Source organism: Prosthecobacter sp. GW821-HT29F12 (assembly GCF_058803405.1).
Map to the genome: position 1 here is coordinate 7,110,646 of NZ_CM179517.1, position 18,200 is coordinate 7,128,845.

Consider the following 18,200-nt stretch of genomic DNA (forward strand, 5'->3'; position numbering starts at 1 on the left):
GGAAGAATGAAGCGGAAGCCCATCGCCACGGCAATGTTTTCTTTGCGAGCTTGCCGAGGCGCTTCATTTTGAACTCATGCCCACCACCAAACCCACTGACATCCGAGTCACCGCCGCCGAAGTTTTCTTTCTGCCCGTCACGATGCGTGTGCCGCTGAAGTTTGGCCCGGAGACCGTGACCAGCGCCGTCTGCCTGCGGGTGCGTGTAACGGTGGCCGACCGCAGTGGCAAAACGGCGCAGGGCTGGGGAGAGACTCCACTCAGCGTGTCATGGGTCTGGCCTAGCAGCCTGAGCGTGGCGGTGCGTGCGCAGCGGATGCAGGATTTTTCCACACTGCTGGCCAAGCGCCTCGTGGAGAGCGGCTTTACCGGCCATCCGATGGAGATTGGCCAGGACTTCATGCACGGCCCGCTGGCAGCGACCTTGAAGGAGGCCAACGCAGCTGCAGGCGGGGATGAGATGCCCTACCTCGGCTCGCTCGTGGCGTTCAGCGCCTTCGACATCGCGGTGCATGATGCGTATGGCGTGCTGCACAACCGTGACATCTACTCCACGTACAATGCGGAGTTCATGAGCCGGGATTTGTCTGCGTTCATCACGCCGGAAGTGGGCAGCGGCATTGACTTCAAGGGACGCTACCCGCAGGACTACCTTGTCATGGATGCGCCGAAGCAACTGCCGGTCTGGCATCTCGTGGGCGGTGTGGATGCGCTGGAGGCAGCGGATTTGAACGGCACGGAGCCGAAAGACGAGCATCCGCTGCTGCTGGCAGACTGGATCAAACGCGACGGTTTGAAATGCCTCAAAGTGAAGCTGCGCGGCACTGATGCGGCCTGGGATTTTGAGCGCATGCAGCGCATCGGCCGGATTGGTTTCGCCGGTGGGGTCAAATGGCTCAGCGCTGACTTCAACTGCACCGTCAAGGAGCCTGGGTATGTGAATGACATCCTTGACCGGTTGCTGCGTGATGAACCGGAAATTTTTGCCCGCACCTTGTATGTGGAGCAGCCTTTCCCATACGATCTTGAAGCGCATCAAATCGACGTGCGCAGCGTCTCGGCGCGCAAGCCGTTGTTCCTGGACGAAAGCGCGCATGACTGGGAGTTTGTGCGCCTGGGGCGCCGCCTCGGCTGGTCCGGTGTGGCCTTGAAGACCTGCAAAACCCAGACGGGCGCGCTGCTGAGCCTTTGCTGGGCCAAGGCGCATGGCATGCCGCTGATGGTTCAGGATCTGACGAACCCGATGCTGGCGATGATTCCGCACGTGCGGCTGGCCGCCCATGCTGGAACGATTCAGGGCGTGGAGTGCAATGCGATGCAGTTCTACCCCGATGCTTCACTTCCTGAGCAGGAGATTCACCCGGGTCTGTTCCAGCGGCGCAATGGCATCGTGGACCTGAGCACGCTTAGCGGCCCAGGATTTGGCTATCGTGCGGATGAAGTGAAGCGCGCGCTTACGGCAGCTCCTCAATCGTGATCGTATAGCGGTGCGGGCTGTCGGCGTTGCCGAAGATGATTTTGTTTTCGCCGGTTTTCAGCAGGCTGGTGATGCAGCCCGCATCAACGCTGACATGTTCGCCATTCACCCATGAGCCGAGCTTGCTGCCGCGATCACGCAGGACGAAATGACCGTGCTCGAAATCGATCTCGCAATGATTGCGCGAGAGCTGATACGGATGATGTTCTTCAATGGAGATATCGTTGCGGGCAAGGGATGACACTGCGGTGTCAAAGTAAGTGCGACCGATGCGGAAGGGGAGCTTGGTGATCGTTTTTTCCACCGGAGGATGATCGAAACCGGTTTCATCGTAATGCGAACGGATCTTCACGCGGAAGACAGGTTCCTTGGCTGGTTTGGGTTTGGTCACCAGTGGCACGGTGGCATTCGTTGTGGTGGTCAGCAGCAGATCGGTCCTGCGGATGCGCTCAAACAACGTGGCGAGATACACATGCAGGCGGTCGGAGCGCTGGATGATCTGCTGTTCAAACTCTTCTTCAGCAATGGTCTCAAGTGTGGTGTTTTCCAGCGCGGTGGCGGTGGCGGAGCGCGGGCGGTCCATGATCATGCCCATCTCACCGAAGATTTCACCCGGGCCGATCTGGGCGAGTGACTGGACCCCGTGAGCGGTGTTGATGGAGATCTCGACCAGCCCACTAACGATGAAGTAGGCCTCCTTCGATTTGTCGTTTTCACGAAAAATGACCTGACCTCGTTGAAAGTGCTCGGTTGCCATGATTGCGGAGGATATGGGGTGGCCCTGCAAGGTCAAGCCTCAGGTCGGATAGTTTAGAGTCGCCGAATCAGCACGCCGCGAATGCGCGACTGGGTATCATAGCTGGCGAATCCGAAGGGGACGCATTTTTCAATGTCACCGGTGCGCAGGCCGAGCCTGTGGCCTTTGGTGCTGGTATTGACGAATAGCTTGTCATTGATCCAGGCCCGCAGTTCGTCATCGCGCACCTCGATGCGCACCTTGTGCCAGCGGTTGTTTTTAAAGTAGCCGTTGCCGTGGGTGCTGTTCTCGCTGGCGTCCATGTCATCGATACTGGAGATGCCGACGAGCGTACCACCCCAGCCGCCGAGGACGAGCGAGACATGAGCATCATTGACCGGGAAGGTGACGGTGCCGAAGAAGTCGTTCCCTTCCACACGCATGGCTTCGTATTCGATGGCATAACGCATAACGGGCAGGCCAGCGGACCTCCACGCATCAAAACGTGCGCCGGTCATTGGCTGGCCGGGTTGCAAGGTGATCTCGCCGTCGTGGATCAAAACTTTGCCTTCTTCGGCCATGCCTGAGGCTTTCCAAGCAGGTGCAAACTCCTCAGAGAGCAGCTTCCACTGGCTGCGGGGCCCCGGACCGCATTGAGTGAGCACAAAAAAGAGGCAGAGCCATGCGGCCCTGCCTCCGAGAGATTTGATGAAACTGTGCATCAGCCTTTCACATCGTAGCAGGAGATGAACTCCTGGTCACGCAGGTAAAGCTTGCCGTTGCTGATGACTGGATGCGTCCAGATCTTGCCCTTGGGATTACGCTGAGAGGAGGTGGCTTCGAGTTTGAAATTGCTGATTTCCTGCCAGCCCTTTTTGGATACCTCGACCAAGGCGACTGTGCCGTCGTTTTCACTGAGGCAGTAGAGCTTGCCGTCCGCGCTGGTCACCGCGCCTTTGCCGATGCCCTTGTCCTGCCAGACGATGTCACCGGTTTTGAAATCCTGGCAGGTCCAGCCGCCCTTGTCTGAGTGGCCGTAGAGCAGGCCGTCGATGAGAATCACGCCGCCATGGTGATTGACCATGTTGGTGTTGGAATACAATTCGGTGACGTTGCTGCCGTCGATTTTGACCGACTTGCAACCGACGCCATAACCAGCAGCCACATACACCTGGCCGTCGCTGTAGATGGGGGTTGGAATCACGGCGGTTTTGCCGGGGAATTCGGTCTTCCACAGCACCTTGCCCGTTTTGGAGATGCCGAGGATGCTGTTCATGAGCAGCTGCACGTATTCGCGTTCACCGCCCTGGGTGATGGGAATGACAGAGGAATATTGGGCATTCTCTGTCACGTCGGTGGTCTGCCATGCGACTTTGCCGGTCTTGGGATCCAAGGCGGCGACAGCGCCTTTGGAGCCGCCTGGAGTCACAATGACGAGATCACCGTCCACCAGCGGAGATTCGGTGTAGCCCCAGCCCTGAAGTTTGCCGCCGAGATCTTTTTGGAGGCTTTTTTCCCAGATTTTTTTGCCGGATGCAGCATCGGCACAAATGATGTCACCATTGCCACCTGTGGCATAGACCATGCCGTTGGCGACTGATGGGGTGGCACGTGGTCCATCTCCCCAGCCGTTTTTCAAAATGGGGCCGACGGCGGTTTCCCAGAGCTTCTTGCCGGTGGCGGTGTCGATGCAGATGAGCTTTTCCTCAGCATCGTACAAGCCCATGGTGTAAAGTTTGCCGCCGACGACGGCAAAACCGGAATAGCCGAGCCCGGCTTCTTCGTTCACCCACAGCCGCTTCGGGCCACCTGCAGGCCACTTTTTGAGCAGCCCCGTTTCCTTGGAGACATCGTCACGGCCCGGGCCGCGCCACTGCGGCCAGTCCCCTGGAGCGCCGCCAGCGCTGCTGGAGGCACCTCCACCGAGGAGAGCCTGATCTGCTTTGCTGAGAGAGGCGACCGCCAGAGTGAGCAAGGTGCCGTTTTCACGCTTCAGGGTGACTTTTCCGCCGGCGACACTGACGAGTTCGGCTTTGATTTCGTGGGCACCTGAGGCGTCCTTCCAGATGCGGATTTCAGCGCTGGCCCCGAGGGTCAGGCAAAGTAAGAACAGAGCGGTGGTGGTGATCTTCATGGATGGTTGTGAATGAGCGGCTAACTTCAAACGGGCAATGGGCCCCGGGTTTTAGCACAGAGTGCCACTTTCGCTGCATTCTATCTGGCAGCAGTTTTTCATCCGCCCATGTCCTTAAGCAGGGACTCGGCGGTGGTTCGGGAGGGTTGATCTTTGAAACGGGCGTCACCAAGTGTCTCGCGCAGCAGCTTGCGCGCGGCATCGGCTTTTTCACTGCGGCGGAGCATTTCGGCACGGTACAATCTCAAACGCAGCAGCTCGGCAGCATCTTGAGTAGTGGATTCGGCGTGTTCGAGCAGGTCGATGGCCTGAGGGAGTTTGGACTGCAGGGCGGAGAGCAGGGCTGTGAGTTCGAGGAGGCGAGGTCTTTGGCGTTTCTCGGCGAACTCCGTGAGGGCGGTTTTGATGTGCCCATCAGGCTCTCCCGCCAGACGCAGCGCCATGCCTTGATAGAGTGCGTAGTCACGGTCGGATCCTTCGCCGAGCTTGGCTCCGATGCCTTTGCCAAAGGGGCGGTACAAAGGATCACCCAGGACGACGTTCATCCACGACAGCGCCGGTGTGGCATTCCATGCGGCCTCGCCGACGGTGAAGCCTTCGAGGAGGCGCTTGTTGAAGATGTCAAAGTGCAGCGTGAGCGCGAGGTAGGGCTCAAACACATTGCCAAAAGTGACGGCGGCTCCGTGCGAGAGCAGCGGGCCTGCCCAGGCTTTGTCATGCGAGCGAATGATGCTGGCGCTGAACGAATGCAGATGGCAGGCGATGGCCCCCCGTTTGAAACGGAAGGCGGGAGAGGCCAGCGCGCCGACGATGTGATCCGTGTACCAGCCGAAGTAGAAAATGGTGTCTGGCAGAGGCCAGCCATCGCGCAGCACGTCAGCGGAACGGTCGATGAACACGGGAATGCCGGCGCGGCGATAAGATTCGGCGCTGTTCTTGAGCCAGTCCTCACCTTCCTGATAGGCACCGGTTTTCTGAGCGAGGTCAATGACGGCACGGCCAAGCAGGCCAGTTTGCTCGGCATAGATCGCGTCATCGATCATGCGTTTTACGGTGGGGGCATCGGGTCCATCGAGCCGGCCAACGATCAGGAGGCCAAGCGAGTTTTGAGCATGGGGGAAACGCGTCTGCTGGTCGAAGTAGGGATTGCGCAGGCCGCCTTTGACCGGCGGATTGTTGAGTCCGAGCACCGCAAGTTCGGAGTCGACGCTGGCCTCGTCCTCCTCGGATTGTTTGGGCTTTTGCGCTGCACGTCGGATTTGAAAGGGGATGCCGCGCATGAGCACCAGCACGCGCACCTTGCTGGACGGGGTGGTGGTGATGCCGTCTCCGGTGAGCGGCTTGCCGGGGGTGGGCGGGGCTGCGTTCCACCAGTGCCTGGATTCAAAGAGCTGAAGCAAGGGGCCGCGCAGCTGGGCTTCGAACTCACCGCGTGAGATGGCGTCCTCCTGCGAGCAGCGCAGGCCGATGACGCGCTCCTTGGGGATGTGGCGCTGTTCGGCATAGTAGGCGGCCAGTTCAGCGGAGCCGGGAAAATCTGGATTGAAGATGACAGCGGTCTCAGCAGCGGCATCCCAATCGGCGATGAGCTGGGCGTGGACTGAGAAGGCGGAGGCCAGGAGGAAGAGGCAGAAATGACGAATGAAGGCTCTCGCAGCTCTGACGCGCATCTTCTGATTCAGGATTGGAATCCCAGGCATCATTCAAGTCCACTCCAGTTTAAGTCCATCGTAAGCGATGTTCACACCGGATGGAAGTTTGGGGTCTTCCACCGAGTGCATGATCTCACACTGGATGTGGGTGAACCAAGTCTGGCGCGGCTGGAGTTCGCGCTGCACGGCCAGGCTTTCTTCAAAACTCATGTGCGTGGGGTGCGGCGTGTGGCGCAGGGCGTCGATGATGAGTGTATCGACCCCTTTCAGCAATTCGAGAGAATGGGGCAGCAGCGTTTTGCAGTCCGGGATGTAGGCGCAGAGTTTTTTGCCACCGCGTGAGAAGAGAAAACCGATCGTGTCCACCTTGCCATGCTGCACGGGCAGGGGGGTGATCGTGGTTTCGCCCAGATGAAAGGGGCCATGAATCGGTTTCGGGAACGGCTTCAAGTAGCCGCGGTACCGGTTCTCTCCATTGAAGGCGTAGATGAACATGCGCTCCAGCACGGCAAGGCACTCCGGTGTGCCGTAAATCGGGAGGAAATGATCCGCCTCGGTGGTGAAGCGACGCAGATCATCGAAGCCGGTGAGGTGGTCCATGTGCGGATGCGTGAAGATCGCGGCATCCAGGCTGCGGATGTTTTCGCGCAGGCACTGCATGCGGAAATCAGGCCCCGTGTCCACCACCCATGCCGCCTCGGGCGTGTGGATGTAAATGGAGCTGCGCAGCCGCTTGTCCTTGGGGTCGGTGCTGCGGCACACGTCGCAGTCACAACCAATCACCGGAATGCCGACGGAGGTGCCGGTGCCGAGGAATGTGAGTTGCATGGACATGGGATTTATTCGACCTCCTGCACCGGACGATCCACCGAGCCTTTGTTCCAGCGGCCATCAAGGGTGAACGAGAGATGCGGGGTGTAGAGCTGGGGTTCGAGAAGGAAGGAATCGTGGCCTTTGTCCGAATGCACGGTGATGTGCATGTTGGAGACCTCGGCTTTTTCGAGGTGGCTCACGAGTTCCGCCTGCTCCTCGGGGTAGAAGCAGAAATCGCTGTCGATGCTGAAGACGAGGTAGTGCTGCCCTGCAGCGGCACTGCGGGCGAAGAGCTCGGCATACGTTGTCACTCCTGCATCCCCGAGCGGATCGTAGCGCAGCCACATGTCGGCGATGCGGAGGTAGGTGTTGGCATCGAAGCGTTTCACGAATTTCTTGCCCTGATGCAGCATGTAGCTCTCCACGTTGTGCTGAACGCGATACCACGAAAGCGTGTCGCCGCCGTGCTTCACATCCTTCCGCGCACGGCGCTCAATGGCATCGAGATGCACAAAGGTCTTGTGGCTGATCATGCGTGCGAGCGCGAGGCCATACTCGGGTGCCTTGCCCTCATAAAAGTCGCCGCCTTGAAAGTGGGGATCGTTCTCGATGGCTAGCACCTGCTCGAACAGAGTGAGGCGTGTGAGCACCGTGGTGCGGCAGCCGCTGGCGATGGGGACGACGAGTTTGACGCGCTCAGGATGCAGGGTGGCGAGATTGATCGCGAGCAGTCCGCCGACGGAGGCGCCCATGACGGCGTGGAGTGTTTTGATGCCGAGGCCGTCGAGCAGGGCCAGCTGGGATTTGACGACATCACTGGTGCGCACCTCGGGAAAGGCGCTGCCGTAGGGCTTGCCGGTAGCGGGGTCGATTGAAGCCGGTCCGCTGCTGCCGTAGCAGCCGCCGAGGTAGTTCGCGCAAATGATGAAGTAGCGCTTGGTGTCGAGCGCCTTGTCGGGGCCGATGAACAGATCCCACCAGCCGTTGTGGCAGTCCTCCGTCCAGCGCTCATCCGTGTTTGGCACTTCGGTGGTAACGCCTGCCGCATGCTGGCTGCCGGAAAGGGCGTGAAACAGGAGAATGGCGTTCGATTTGGAGGCGTTGAGCTTGCCGTAGGTTTCGTAGGCGACCGTGATTTCAGGCAATTGCGCGCCACAGGCGAACATGAAGGGTTCCTTGGCGCTACCGGTGTGGAAAAACTTGGTTTCTTCTGTTTTGACGGCCTTTGACATGAGGCGCGGAAGAAACAGGGTTTTGGAGAAGCGGCAAGGCGGATTGCTTGCCGCCGGGTGTTGGATGCCCGATTGCCGGATGGTTTGAACCATGGTTGGCTGGTGCCCGCCTTGAATCTGCATTAATACGGTCGTTTATTACCTGAAACCCGGCTGCCAGACTCCAGTCCTCCCCCATGCTTGATCCGTTTGTCACTCTCGAAGAAGCAGGTTTCTCCCTGCGGCGGAGTGGCGGTGTGGACCGGCTGGCCGGCTGGTCGCCGGAGTTGATCGCATGCCTGGACTGGGCGCGCCTTTCGGAGCTGGCGCGTTCAATTGCGGCGCAGGCTGGCTGCGAACTTTCGGGCTCACGCATCATGCCGGATGGCGCAGTGCTGTTTGGCATGATCGAGGAACCCAGATCGGTGAAAGCGCGGCGGGCGATCGTGAAAACCGCCCCATGGAATGAATGGGGGGCCACGCCTGAGTCGGTGCAGCGTTTTGCACAGGAGCTGCGCACCTCCCGCGATACCCGCGGCATTTTGATTGCACCTGCGGGTTTCAGCCCGGCGGCGCTGAGCACGGCGCAGGAATTGCGCATCGAAGCAGTGGATGCGGTGGCGCTGGATGCTGCGGTGAGGGCTCTGCCGGCTGAAAAAAGTGATTTTCTCTTCGTCGTCACCACGGCGGGCGACTTCGCCACGCCTTCCTGCCCGATCTGCATGAAAAAGCTGCAGCGCATCGAGCAGGAGTCTTTGGAGCTGCCTTCAAGGACGATCGACATGGACGGACTGATCGCAGACAGCATTGTCTGTGATCGCCTTGCAGTGAGCGCCGGCTGTGAAGTGACGTTTTTGCAGGAGGTGCGGGCGCGTTCGATCATCGTCGCGGGCCATGCTTCGGGGGATTTTGTGTGTGAAGGCCCCGTCATTTTGGAAAAGGGTGGCACCTTGTCAGGCACTGTGGCGGCGCGTTCGCTCCAGGTGCTGGATGGCGGCGAGCTGCTGGGGCAGTTCCGCATTCTGGAAGGCAAGCTAGGTTCGTTTGTGAAGCCTGCGGTGCGCTGGTACTGGCGCTGTGCGGGCGCGGACGGGCAGCGCCAGTGCGGCGGGGTGATTTTCGAGCCGCATCAGTGAGATGCGAGATCGGTATTGGCACGCAGGGCCCGTCTGTGGCATGTAACGGCCATGTCTCCCAACTCCTCCGGCCCCGGCGCTCTGCTTCGACTGGTGTTTTATGCCGCCGCCATCGTCATAGCGCTGCTGCATGTGTTTGTGACGTTTCGCGGCCTGAGTAGTGCTGAGGGTATGAATCAGGCGCAGCTCGCGCGGCAGATCGCCCGGACGGGCTCGTATCAGACGCACGTGATCGAGCCGTACGCCTGGTCGCAGATGGAGGCGGCGCAGAAGCAGCCGACTCCCCTGGCGATGCCCGAGACCGTGCAGCCGCCGCTTCAGCCCCTGCTGTGGTCGGTGGCGTTTCGTTTCCTGAAGCGCTGGGAGGTTTATGATCCAGTCACCGGCGGGGCGATCTTTATGCTGGACCGGGTGATCGCGTGTTTCGGCGTGACGTGGTATTTGCTGACGATTTTCTTCACGCACGGCGCGGCGCGTCGTTTGTTTGACGAACAAGTGGCAGCCATTGCTGCCATCGCGCTGCTGGTGTGCGAGCCGGTGTGGGAGCTGATGGTCAGCGGTGCGCCAAGGGGGCTGCTGGTGCTGCTGTTTGCGCTGGCGTTTCGACTGTATGCTTCGGCGGCGGGACGTGCGGTGGAAAATCGCGGCATGTTTGTGCCGCTGACGCTGCTGGGAATTGTTTGTTCGCTGATGGTGCTCACGCACTGGATGGCTCTTTGGATTGTGACGGGAATCATCATTGGCATGGTGGTGTTTCTTCCGCGCGGCAAGGCCGGGGCCATTGTGGTGGCCTTCCTTCCGGTGCTGACACTGGCCGCCTGGGGCTGGTGGAACGTTCAGCTCTGTGGAGATCCGCTCGGCGGCATCAAGGCCTTGTTTCAGGCGCAATCTTCTGCCGTGGCGCATGATTTGCTGCTGCGTGACTTTTCCCCCAGCGTGCCGCTGCTGCAGGTGGATGATCTGCTGCGGCGTCTCGGGCTTGGCTGGCAGGATCAGCTGGGGCTGCTCGTGGCGCATCTGGGTTACGTCGTGCCCGCCCTGCTGTTTTTCCTTTCCCTCATGCACCGCTTCCGCAAGGCGGATGCCGCTTCCGCGCGCTGGACGCTGGCGGTCGCTTTCGCCTGCGTGACCATCGGCATGGGACTCCTGGGGCTGGCCGACAAGGAGAAGGATGACAATGCGCTCTACATCGTGCTGATGCCCGCCATGTGCACCTTCGGTGCGGCGATGCTCGTGGTGCTGTGGTCCCGCTTTCACATGTCCGGCGACTTCATGGCACGCTGGGGTGCGCCGCTGGTGGCCTTGCTCATCACCGCGCTGCCACTGGCGGTGAATCTGCCTGTGTTGATGAAGTTTGGCCTGACCATGGGCGGGAAAATTCCGCCCCACTGGCCGCCCTTCCTGCCGGAGCGTGTTTCCATTCTGCAACAACTCATGGAGAAGCATGAGTTCGTCATCTCAGATTCGCCTGCATTCATCGCCTGGTATGGGGACGTGCCTTGTGTGGATCTGTGCACGCAGCGTGGCGACTACGAAGTCATGAAATCAAAGGCGGAGGCGCGTGGGGTGAAGCTGGCCGGTTTCGTCATGACGCCTGTCTCAGCCAAAGTCGAGCGCATCACCGACATCTACACCGGTCCCTATGCCGAATGGCGTGACCTCATCGTGCGTGGCCCCATGCTCGCCTTTGACCGCGATTTTGCCCCCAGCCCTGAGTTTCCTTTCAAGAACCTCATTCCGCTCGTCGGGCAGACGGTGGGCGATAAGGAGCATCTGAGCCTGCCGATGGTGTTTTATACAGACAAGGCGAGGTCGGTGAAGAAGTGACCCTACGAGGGGAGGCACGTTTTGAAAAACCGCAGCGTGTCCGCCAGATGCTCATGCCAGTACTCCCATGTGTGGCCGCCGGGATACTCCTCATATAAATGAGGAATGCCTGCGGCTTCCAGATCGCGGTGCAGCGTGCGGTTGTGCTCGATCAAGACATCTTCGCTGCCGCAGTCGAAACGCAAATGCGGCAGGCGTGAGTTCAGTTTGGCGCAATCAATGACCGCGAGAGGCTCGGTTTCGGCCAGTTCAAATTCTGCCAGGGTCTCCTCCACAAAGTCCCGCATCTGCGGCGGCACGTCGGTGATGCTGCTGTGCGCACTGATGGCCGTAAATTTTTTCGGATGCAGCAGGCCGAGCCGCAACGCGCCATAGCCGCCCATGGACAAGCCGCTGATGAAGCGTGGGGTTTCGACGCAGCGTGAATCGATTTCAGCGGCTGCGAGTGGCACTTCATCCACAATCCAACTCGCGTAATCGGCCGCAGCATGCCGCACATAGCCCGAGCCATCGCCCCACAGGCCGTCTGATGGCATGGCAAGCATCATCGGCGGCAGGTTTTCTTCTTTGATCAGTCGGTCGAGCACCAAATGTGCTCCGCCTTTGTAGAGCCAGGCCCAGTGGCTGCCGTAAACGCCGTGCAGCAGGATCACGAGAGGAAGCTTTTCTGCCTTCACCTCAGGTGGCACATAGAAGCTGATGTCTGCACGACGGCTCAGTGCGGCTGACTTCACCGTGGCGTGATGAATGCCGTTGCCGATGTGGGCTGATTCAAAGGTGCGGAAGCTCATTTCACGCGAGGATGTCCTTGATCACTTTGGCACCTTCCACGCCGCTCAGTCGTGCATCCAGTCCCTGGAACTTGAAGCTGAAGGCGTCGTGATTGATGCCGAGCTGATGCAGCATGGTGGCATGCAGATCGTGGACGGTGGTGATTTTTTCGATGGCGGCATAGCCGAGATCGTCAGTGGCTCCATGAACGATGCCGCCCTGAATGCCTGCACCTGCCAGCCACACGGACATGGCTTTGTTGTGATGGTCGCGACCGCTGCCGCCCTGTGACATCGGGGTGCGGCCAAATTCTCCAGCCCAGACGATTAGGGTCTCGTCCAGCATGCCGCGTTGCTTGAGGTCGGTGATGAGTGCCATGCACGCGCGGTCTATTTCCTGCGCTTTGAGCGCGATGCCCTCTTTGACGCCGCCATGATGGTCCCAGTCCTTGTGATAGAGCTGGATAAAGCGCGTGCCGCGTTCGGCGAGACGGCGTGCGAGAAGGCAGTTGGATGCGAAGGAGCCATCGCCGGGCTGGCAGCCGTAAAGCTCCAGCGTCTTCGCGCCTTCAGCGCTCACGTCCATCAAATCGGGCACGCTGGCCTGCATTTGAAAGGCCATCTCGTATTGGGCAATGCGCGTGGCGATTTCAGGGTCGTCCACAAGTGCGTCGTGCTGCTTGTTGATCGCGTTGATTGCCGCCACGTCGCGGCCTTGCTGATCGCGCGTGATGCCATTCGGATTGGTGAGATACAGCACGGGATCGCCCTGGGCGCGCAGTTGCACGCCTTGGTATTTCGATGGCAAAAAGCCGCTGCTCCACTGCCGTGCGGCGATGGGCTGGTTCTGGCCGCCTTTGCCGAGGGATGTCAGAACAACGAAGCCCGGCAGATCCGAGGCCTCGGTGCCGAGCCCGTAGGTGATCCATGAGCCCATGCTGGGGCGGCCAGCGATCTGCGAGCCGGTGTTCATGAACATGTGCGCCGGATCATGATTGATCGCGTCCGTGGTCATCGAGCGGATCAGGCAGATGTCGTCGATCACGCTGCCAATCTGGGGAAACAGGGAGCAGATCTCGATCTGGTTCTTCCCAAATTTGGCGAAAGGGTGCTGCGGCCCGAAACAATTCAACGGCTTGCCCTGCAGCTGAGCGAGCTGCTGCCCCTTCGTGAACGATTCGGGCATCGGCTTGCCGTTCATTTCGGCAAGCTTCGGTTTGGGATCAAACGTCTCCAGATGCGAGGGGCCACCCGCCATGGTGAGCCAGATCACCCGCTTCGCCTTCTGGGGGAGGGGCAGTGTGCCCAGCACGCCGCGCACCGGTGCGGCATGGGCTGGCTGCAGCAGTGATGCAAGCGCCACTGCTCCGAGTCCCTGAGAAGTTTTGCCGAGGAAAGCGCGACGTTGGAGCAGTGGTGATGAGTGCATGGTTATTTGGAACTCGGTTTCTTGCCGAGATTTTTCAATTCTTCTTCCGTCCACATCGCCATGCGGGCCTTGTTTTGTGCGCGCAGGGTGGTGACGGATTTGATTTCAACCGGCGAGCCGTTGTGCTCCCATTCACGGCGGATGTAGGTCAGCACGCCGGCAATGTCTTCGTCGGTGAGCTGTGGCAGCGGCGGCATGGCGAGGTTGAAACTGCGCCCGCCAACCTTCATCGGGCCGGCGAGTCCGTGGAGGACGATGCGTGTGAGAATCTCCGGCTTGCCCAGCACCCATTCGCTGTCCACCAGCGGTGGCGCGAGGCCATCAAGGCCGAAGCCGTGCGGCTGATGGCAGGCGGCGCATAGGGTGGCATAGACGGTTTTGCCTTTCTCAAACAAGGCTGTCTGCGCCTCGTTTAGCGGCACGATTTTGGGTGGCGGTGGAGCGCCCGGTTTGCCGGGCCATGCGAGACGCGCCTCGACACTCGCAAACAGCTTGGCTCCCGTCTTGTCGCTCATCACAGACTTGAGTGTTTTCAAGGATGCAGGTTCGGCGTCGAGCCAGAGCAGCTTGGCGGGCGTTTTGGATTTGGGGTCGCCACCATTGCTGGCGAGTCCTTTGATGACGGCCATCTGCATCGCGCCGCCCTGAGGCTGTGTGGCAGCGAGTTCGAGCATGTCTTCAAATGGTCCTGCTTTGCCAGCCTGGGCCAGGAGCGAGCCGAGGGCCTCCATCACGGGAATGATCTGCGAGCTGTTGTCTTTGGTGAGCTGGCTGGCCATGAGTTTGGCAAAGGCCGCCTCTCTGCCGCGCATGCCTGTCATGGCACCTTCACGGACCAAAATGTTTTTGCCGTTGCTCGCGAGCAGTTTTGCAACGGCGGTATCGGCATCCGGCAGATTGAATGAGGTGAGCTTGATGGTGAGATGGGCGAGGACGAGCGCGTCTTGTTCCGCAGTGAGTGCGATTAAATCCGGGGCCAAGTCACGTGCGGAAATACGGACCGCTGCAGCGCGCACCTGAGCGTCTTTGTCGGCCAATGTGGCGCGCAGCAGATCAGGAGTGAGGGCTGCCAGACCATCGAGAGTCCAGAGCGCGTGAAGGCGAACGAGCGCTGATTTGTGGGTGAGCATCTCCTTCAGCGCGGGCACGGCGGAGGCATCACTAGATTCGACGATGAGGCGCTGTGCGGTATCGCGCACCCAGCCATTGGCATGGGTGAGCAGGCTTACGTCTTTGCTCACTTTCACCGGCTGCGGGCGCTCTTTTGAGTCTGGCACAATGCGCCAGATGCGACCCTGATTGAACGGGGTTTCCAGTTTGCGATCCTTGATGTTCGCGATGAGGTAGTGGGTAAGGAAGCTCTGGTGCTGGATGATGCCGCGATACATGTCCACGAGGTAAAGCGCGCCATCGGGGCCATTGGCGGCCTGCACGGGGCGGAAGCGCTCGTCGGTGGAAGTGAGAAATTCGGTGGTCTTGGCTGTGTTGGTGGCCTTCACGATGCCGTCCGTTTCGCTCATCGTGAATCGCTTCACCAGATTCGCGCAGGGCTCAGGCACGAAGGCGTTGCCGCAGTAGGCGGCGGGAAAAGCATCGCCGCGATAGATCAGTGCTCCGCAGGTGCCAGTCGGTTTTGGCAGGGTGCCGTCGGAGCGAAGTGATTTCGCCTCGTAACCACGATTCACTCCTGGGGTGGGATGGGAAGGGTAGAGCGTCTGATCCGCAGCCACTTTGGCATTGATGCTCGTTGCGTTGCGCAGCAGCGGGTTGCGGGTGAAAGCCTCCGTGGGCAGGAGGTCGGCACGGAGCATGTCGGAGTTGTAGTTGAAGTAGAGGCGGCCGAAGTCGTCCTGGCATAGGCCCCACTGGCCGCGACCAAGGCCGGTGTCCTTTTGCCACACGCCACCGCGCAGTTTGAAACGGGTGGAGTAACCCGCGCTCCAGATGGCATTGTCCATGGCCCAGATGGGAGTGTTGGCCATGTGCTCCGGCTGACCGCCGAGGGTGCCGAAGTCGGTTGCAACGACATCTTTTACATTGGCTTTGCCATCACCGTCGGTGTCTTTGCAGAAATACAGATTCGGCGGCACGGCGATCAAGGCTCCGCCATTCACGGCCAGCACGGCGCGGGGCATGACGAGGTTGTCGAGAAACGGCGTCGCTTTGTCCATGCGGCCATCGCCATCGGTGTCTTCGAGCAGTGAAACACGACCGGTGGGTTCTTTTTCGCCGCCGCCCTCAAGGTCATGCATGTAGCCGCGCATTTCGACGACGTAGAGCCGTCCCTGCTCATCAAAGCTCATCGCCACCGGCGATTCGATCATCGGCTCGCTGGCGACGAGTTCGATGTGGAAACCTTTTTCGAGTTTGAAGGTCTTCATGGCCTCCTCTGGAGACAATGGAGCAGGCGGTGGCAGCTTGAACTTCAGTTCGACCTTCTCGGGTCCGGCGTTTTTTTGATGAACGGCCTGTGCAGAAGGCAGGAACGACGACGCTAGGATAAACAGCGACGAACGCAGGATAAATGAGGGGAACCTTTGGGGAGGCATTGAGGTGCGGTTTTTTGGTTTGAGGGGGGGTAATCACCAAACCATATGCCGGGCGAAATCCTAGTCGCTCAATGACCAAAGTTGGTATTTCTGGCGTCGTGGTTTTTGCCTCATTTCTCCTTTTTCGGCTTCGGCTGCTCAGAGCCTTTGATGGTGAGCACTGGCACGGGCTCGTTCTTGCCTGCAAAGGAATTCCATGACTGCTGAAGCACGGCGGCATCGCGCACATCACCTTCCGCGACGAGCCATTGGTAGTGTAGTTTGAAGGGGGTTTCGGCGCTGGCTTTGCCTTTCGGGAACATGCCGAAGCGACCGTAATCACGATAGGCGGAGGTGGCGGTATCCTTGGGATTGTCGGGATGATTGAGAATCACGACGGTGAAGGTCTTGCCTTCTACGGTGAAGACCTCGGCGGCCCATGGCAGGTCCCTGACCTTGTGCGCGTCAATGTTTTCACCGGGGAAGATGTAGGTCGTCGTTTTGGTGTCCACCAGTTCGGAGGGGCGGAACTGCGCGCCGGCGTGTTCAGGATCGCCACTCATCTCGGCTTCACCGCTGACGGGCTTGATGGCGCTGGTCATGTCGATGCCGAGATAGAACGGCTTCGCGGGGGTGGAGAAGGTGAAGCGGCGTTCTTCCGTCAAAAACGCATCTTTGGTTTCTCCTTGCCAGTCGATGGAGGCAGTGAAGCTGGAGTCGCTGGGTTCGACTTTCGTCACGACCTGATCGCCGCCTTTCATGTGCCAGCGGTCGTAGGATTTACCACCGTGGCTGATCTTGCTGAAGCCGAGGAAGATGCCGCGATGATGGGTGAAGTTGAAGCCCGGACCTTTGGTGAGTCGAGTGGCTCCGCTGGCATCAAAGACGTGCAGATAGGGCTTGTAGGTTTCGTGATGTTTCTCGGGCGTGCTCAGATCATTTGCCATCATGAGCCGGGCGAGGACTTTGCCGCCGTTTGAAATATCGACGTGGTCTTTTTCCGCGACCGTGATGTCGAAGGCGGCGGCGTTGACTGCTAGAGCGAAAAGGATGAGGGCGGTGGATTTCATGCGAGAATTTTTTGAATGACTTTGGCACCTTCGACGCCGGAGAGCCTGGCGTCGAGGCCTTGAAATTTGAAACTGAAGGCGTCGTGCTGGATGCCGAACTGGTGGAGCATCGTGGCGTGAAGGTCGTGAACGGTGGTGATGTTTTCCTGCGCGGCATAGCCGAGGTCATCGGTGCTGCCGAAGGTGACGCCGCGCTGGATGCCCGCACCGGCGAGCCACATGGACATGGCCTTGTTGTGATGATCCCGGCCGATGGGGCCTTTGTTTCCTTGCGCCATGGGCGTGCGGCCGAATTCACCGCTGAAGACGATGAGCGTGTCATCAAACATGCCGCGCTGTTTGAGATCTTTGATCAGCGCCGCGCAGGCCCGGTCCACTTCTTTGGCACGCAGCGGCAGTTCTTCCTTCAGCAGGCTGTGGTGATCCCAGTCACGATGGTAGAGCTGGATGAACCGTGTGCCGCGCTCGGCGAGGCGGCGTGCGAGAAGGCAGTTCGAGGCGAAGGAGCCATCACCGGGCTGGCAGCCGTAGAGTTCGAGTGTTTTGGCGCCTTCATCGCGGATGTCCATCAGCTCAGGCACGCTTGCCTGCATTTGGAATGCCATTTCGTATTGGGCAATGCGGGTGGCGATTTCGGGATCATCGCAGAGTGCGGAGTGCTGTTTGTTGAGCGCATTGATGGCGGCGAAATCGCGACCCTGGCGCTCACGTGTGACGCCGTTTGGGCTGGTGAGGTAGAGTACGGGATCGCCGAGAGAGCGCAGCTGCACGCCCTGATACTTGGAAGGCAGGAAGCCGCTGTTCCACTGCCGTGCGGCAATGGGCTGCGGATTGCGTCCTTTGCCGGTGGACATCATCACGACGAAGCCGGGAAGATCATCCGCCTCGCATCCGAGACCGTAGGTCACCCAGGAGCCCATGCTGGGACGTCCGGCGATCTGCGAACCGGTGTTCATGAACATGTGCGCCGGATCGTGATTGATCGCGTCTGTCGTCATCGAGCGCACAAGGCAGATGTCATCTGCGACTCCGCCGATGTGCGGCAAAAGTTCCGAAAGCTCCGTCTGGCATTTGCCATACTTATGAAAACGGAACATTGGTCCTTTGCACACGAGTTTCTGCCCTTGGAGTTGCGCAAGCTGCTGCCCTTTCGTGAACGACTCCGGCATTGGCTTGCCATCCATCTCCGCCAGCTTCGGTTTGTAGTCGAAGAGCTCCAACTGCGAGGGGCCGCCAGCCATGGTGAGCCAGATGACGCGCTTGGCTTTTTGTGGCAGTGGCAATGGGCCGAGAACACCGCGAGATGCTGCATTCAAAAGCTGTGGCTGCAAAAGCGATGCCAGAGCCACGCTGCCGAGGCCTTGTGTCGTACGGCCGAGAAAGGCGCGGCGGGTTTGAGCGGAGGTTGAATTCATGG

At 59.7% G+C, this 18,200-nt stretch carries 14 protein-coding genes; 3 read left to right on the top strand and 11 right to left on the bottom strand.

Going from position 1 to position 18,200, the window contains the following annotated elements; translation table 11 throughout:
- Positions 1-76 precede the first annotated feature (76 nt).
- Positions 77-1,477, top strand: a complete 1,401-nt coding sequence (locus AC3RLQ_RS29305; RefSeq protein WP_493032289.1) for an enolase C-terminal domain-like protein — start codon at positions 77-79, stop codon at positions 1,475-1,477.
- Here AC3RLQ_RS29305 and AC3RLQ_RS29310 read toward each other — a convergent pair.
- The 6 genes from AC3RLQ_RS29310 to metX all read right to left on the bottom strand — a co-directional run bounded on the left by AC3RLQ_RS29310 (position 1,455) and on the right by metX (position 8,044).
- Positions 1,455-2,234: a cyclic nucleotide-binding domain-containing protein gene (locus AC3RLQ_RS29310; RefSeq protein ID WP_493032291.1), complete on the bottom strand. Its 780-nt coding sequence runs from the start codon at positions 2,232-2,234 to the stop codon at positions 1,455-1,457. The genes AC3RLQ_RS29305 and AC3RLQ_RS29310 overlap by 23 nt on opposite strands.
- Positions 2,235-2,287: 53 nt before the next feature.
- Entirely contained in the window at positions 2,288-2,935 is a 648-nt protein-coding gene (locus tag AC3RLQ_RS29315) for a 3-keto-alpha-glucoside-1,2-lyase-like domain-containing protein (RefSeq protein ID WP_493032293.1), read from the bottom strand.
- On the bottom strand, positions 2,935-4,347 hold the full coding sequence (locus tag AC3RLQ_RS29320) for an outer membrane protein assembly factor BamB family protein (RefSeq protein ID WP_493032295.1): 1,413 nt from the start codon (positions 4,345-4,347) through the stop codon (positions 2,935-2,937). Before AC3RLQ_RS29320 ends, AC3RLQ_RS29315 begins: the two co-directional genes overlap by 1 nt.
- Positions 4,348-4,445: 98 nt before the next feature.
- Positions 4,446-6,017: a TIGR03790 family protein gene (locus AC3RLQ_RS29325; RefSeq protein WP_493032297.1), complete on the bottom strand. Its 1,572-nt coding sequence runs from the start codon at positions 6,015-6,017 to the stop codon at positions 4,446-4,448.
- Between the two features lie 33 nt (positions 6,018-6,050).
- Positions 6,051-6,827 (bottom strand): MBL fold metallo-hydrolase, encoded by a 777-nt coding sequence (locus tag AC3RLQ_RS29330; RefSeq protein ID WP_493032299.1) that lies wholly within the window; start codon positions 6,825-6,827, stop codon positions 6,051-6,053.
- A gap of 11 nt (positions 6,828-6,838) precedes the next feature.
- A complete protein-coding gene (gene metX / locus AC3RLQ_RS29335; protein WP_493032301.1) occupies positions 6,839-8,044 on the bottom strand; it encodes a homoserine O-acetyltransferase MetX in 1,206 nt (401 codons plus the stop codon).
- Between the two features lie 176 nt (positions 8,045-8,220).
- Here metX and AC3RLQ_RS29340 point away from each other — a divergent pair, with 176 nt between their 5' ends.
- Positions 8,221-9,159, top strand: a complete 939-nt coding sequence (locus AC3RLQ_RS29340) for a polymer-forming cytoskeletal protein (protein ID WP_493032302.1) — start codon at positions 8,221-8,223, stop codon at positions 9,157-9,159.
- A gap of 51 nt (positions 9,160-9,210) precedes the next feature.
- Positions 9,211-10,986: a hypothetical protein gene (locus AC3RLQ_RS29345; protein WP_493032304.1), complete on the top strand. Its 1,776-nt coding sequence runs from the start codon at positions 9,211-9,213 to the stop codon at positions 10,984-10,986.
- Positions 10,987-10,988: 2 nt separating this feature from the next.
- On the opposite strand, the gene AC3RLQ_RS29350 is transcribed toward AC3RLQ_RS29345, so the two are convergent.
- From AC3RLQ_RS29350 to AC3RLQ_RS29370, 5 genes are all read right to left on the bottom strand, one after another.
- Complete coding sequence (locus tag AC3RLQ_RS29350) at positions 10,989-11,777, bottom strand: alpha/beta hydrolase (protein ID WP_493032306.1); 789 nt, start codon at positions 11,775-11,777, stop codon at positions 10,989-10,991.
- A gap of 1 nt (position 11,778) precedes the next feature.
- On the bottom strand, positions 11,779-13,185 hold the full coding sequence (locus AC3RLQ_RS29355; protein ID WP_493032308.1) for a DUF1501 domain-containing protein: 1,407 nt from the start codon (positions 13,183-13,185) through the stop codon (positions 11,779-11,781).
- 2 nt (positions 13,186-13,187) lie between these two features.
- On the bottom strand, positions 13,188-15,734 hold the full coding sequence (locus tag AC3RLQ_RS29360) for a DUF7133 domain-containing protein (protein WP_493032310.1): 2,547 nt from the start codon (positions 15,732-15,734) through the stop codon (positions 13,188-13,190).
- Positions 15,735-15,844: 110 nt separating this feature from the next.
- Positions 15,845-16,783: a DUF6807 family protein gene (locus AC3RLQ_RS29365; RefSeq protein WP_493032312.1), complete on the bottom strand. Its 939-nt coding sequence runs from the start codon at positions 16,781-16,783 to the stop codon at positions 15,845-15,847.
- Complete coding sequence (locus tag AC3RLQ_RS29370) at positions 16,780-18,198, bottom strand: DUF1501 domain-containing protein (protein WP_493032314.1); 1,419 nt, start codon at positions 18,196-18,198, stop codon at positions 16,780-16,782. Before AC3RLQ_RS29370 ends, AC3RLQ_RS29365 begins: the two co-directional genes overlap by 4 nt.
- Positions 18,199-18,200: the final 2 nt, after the last annotated feature.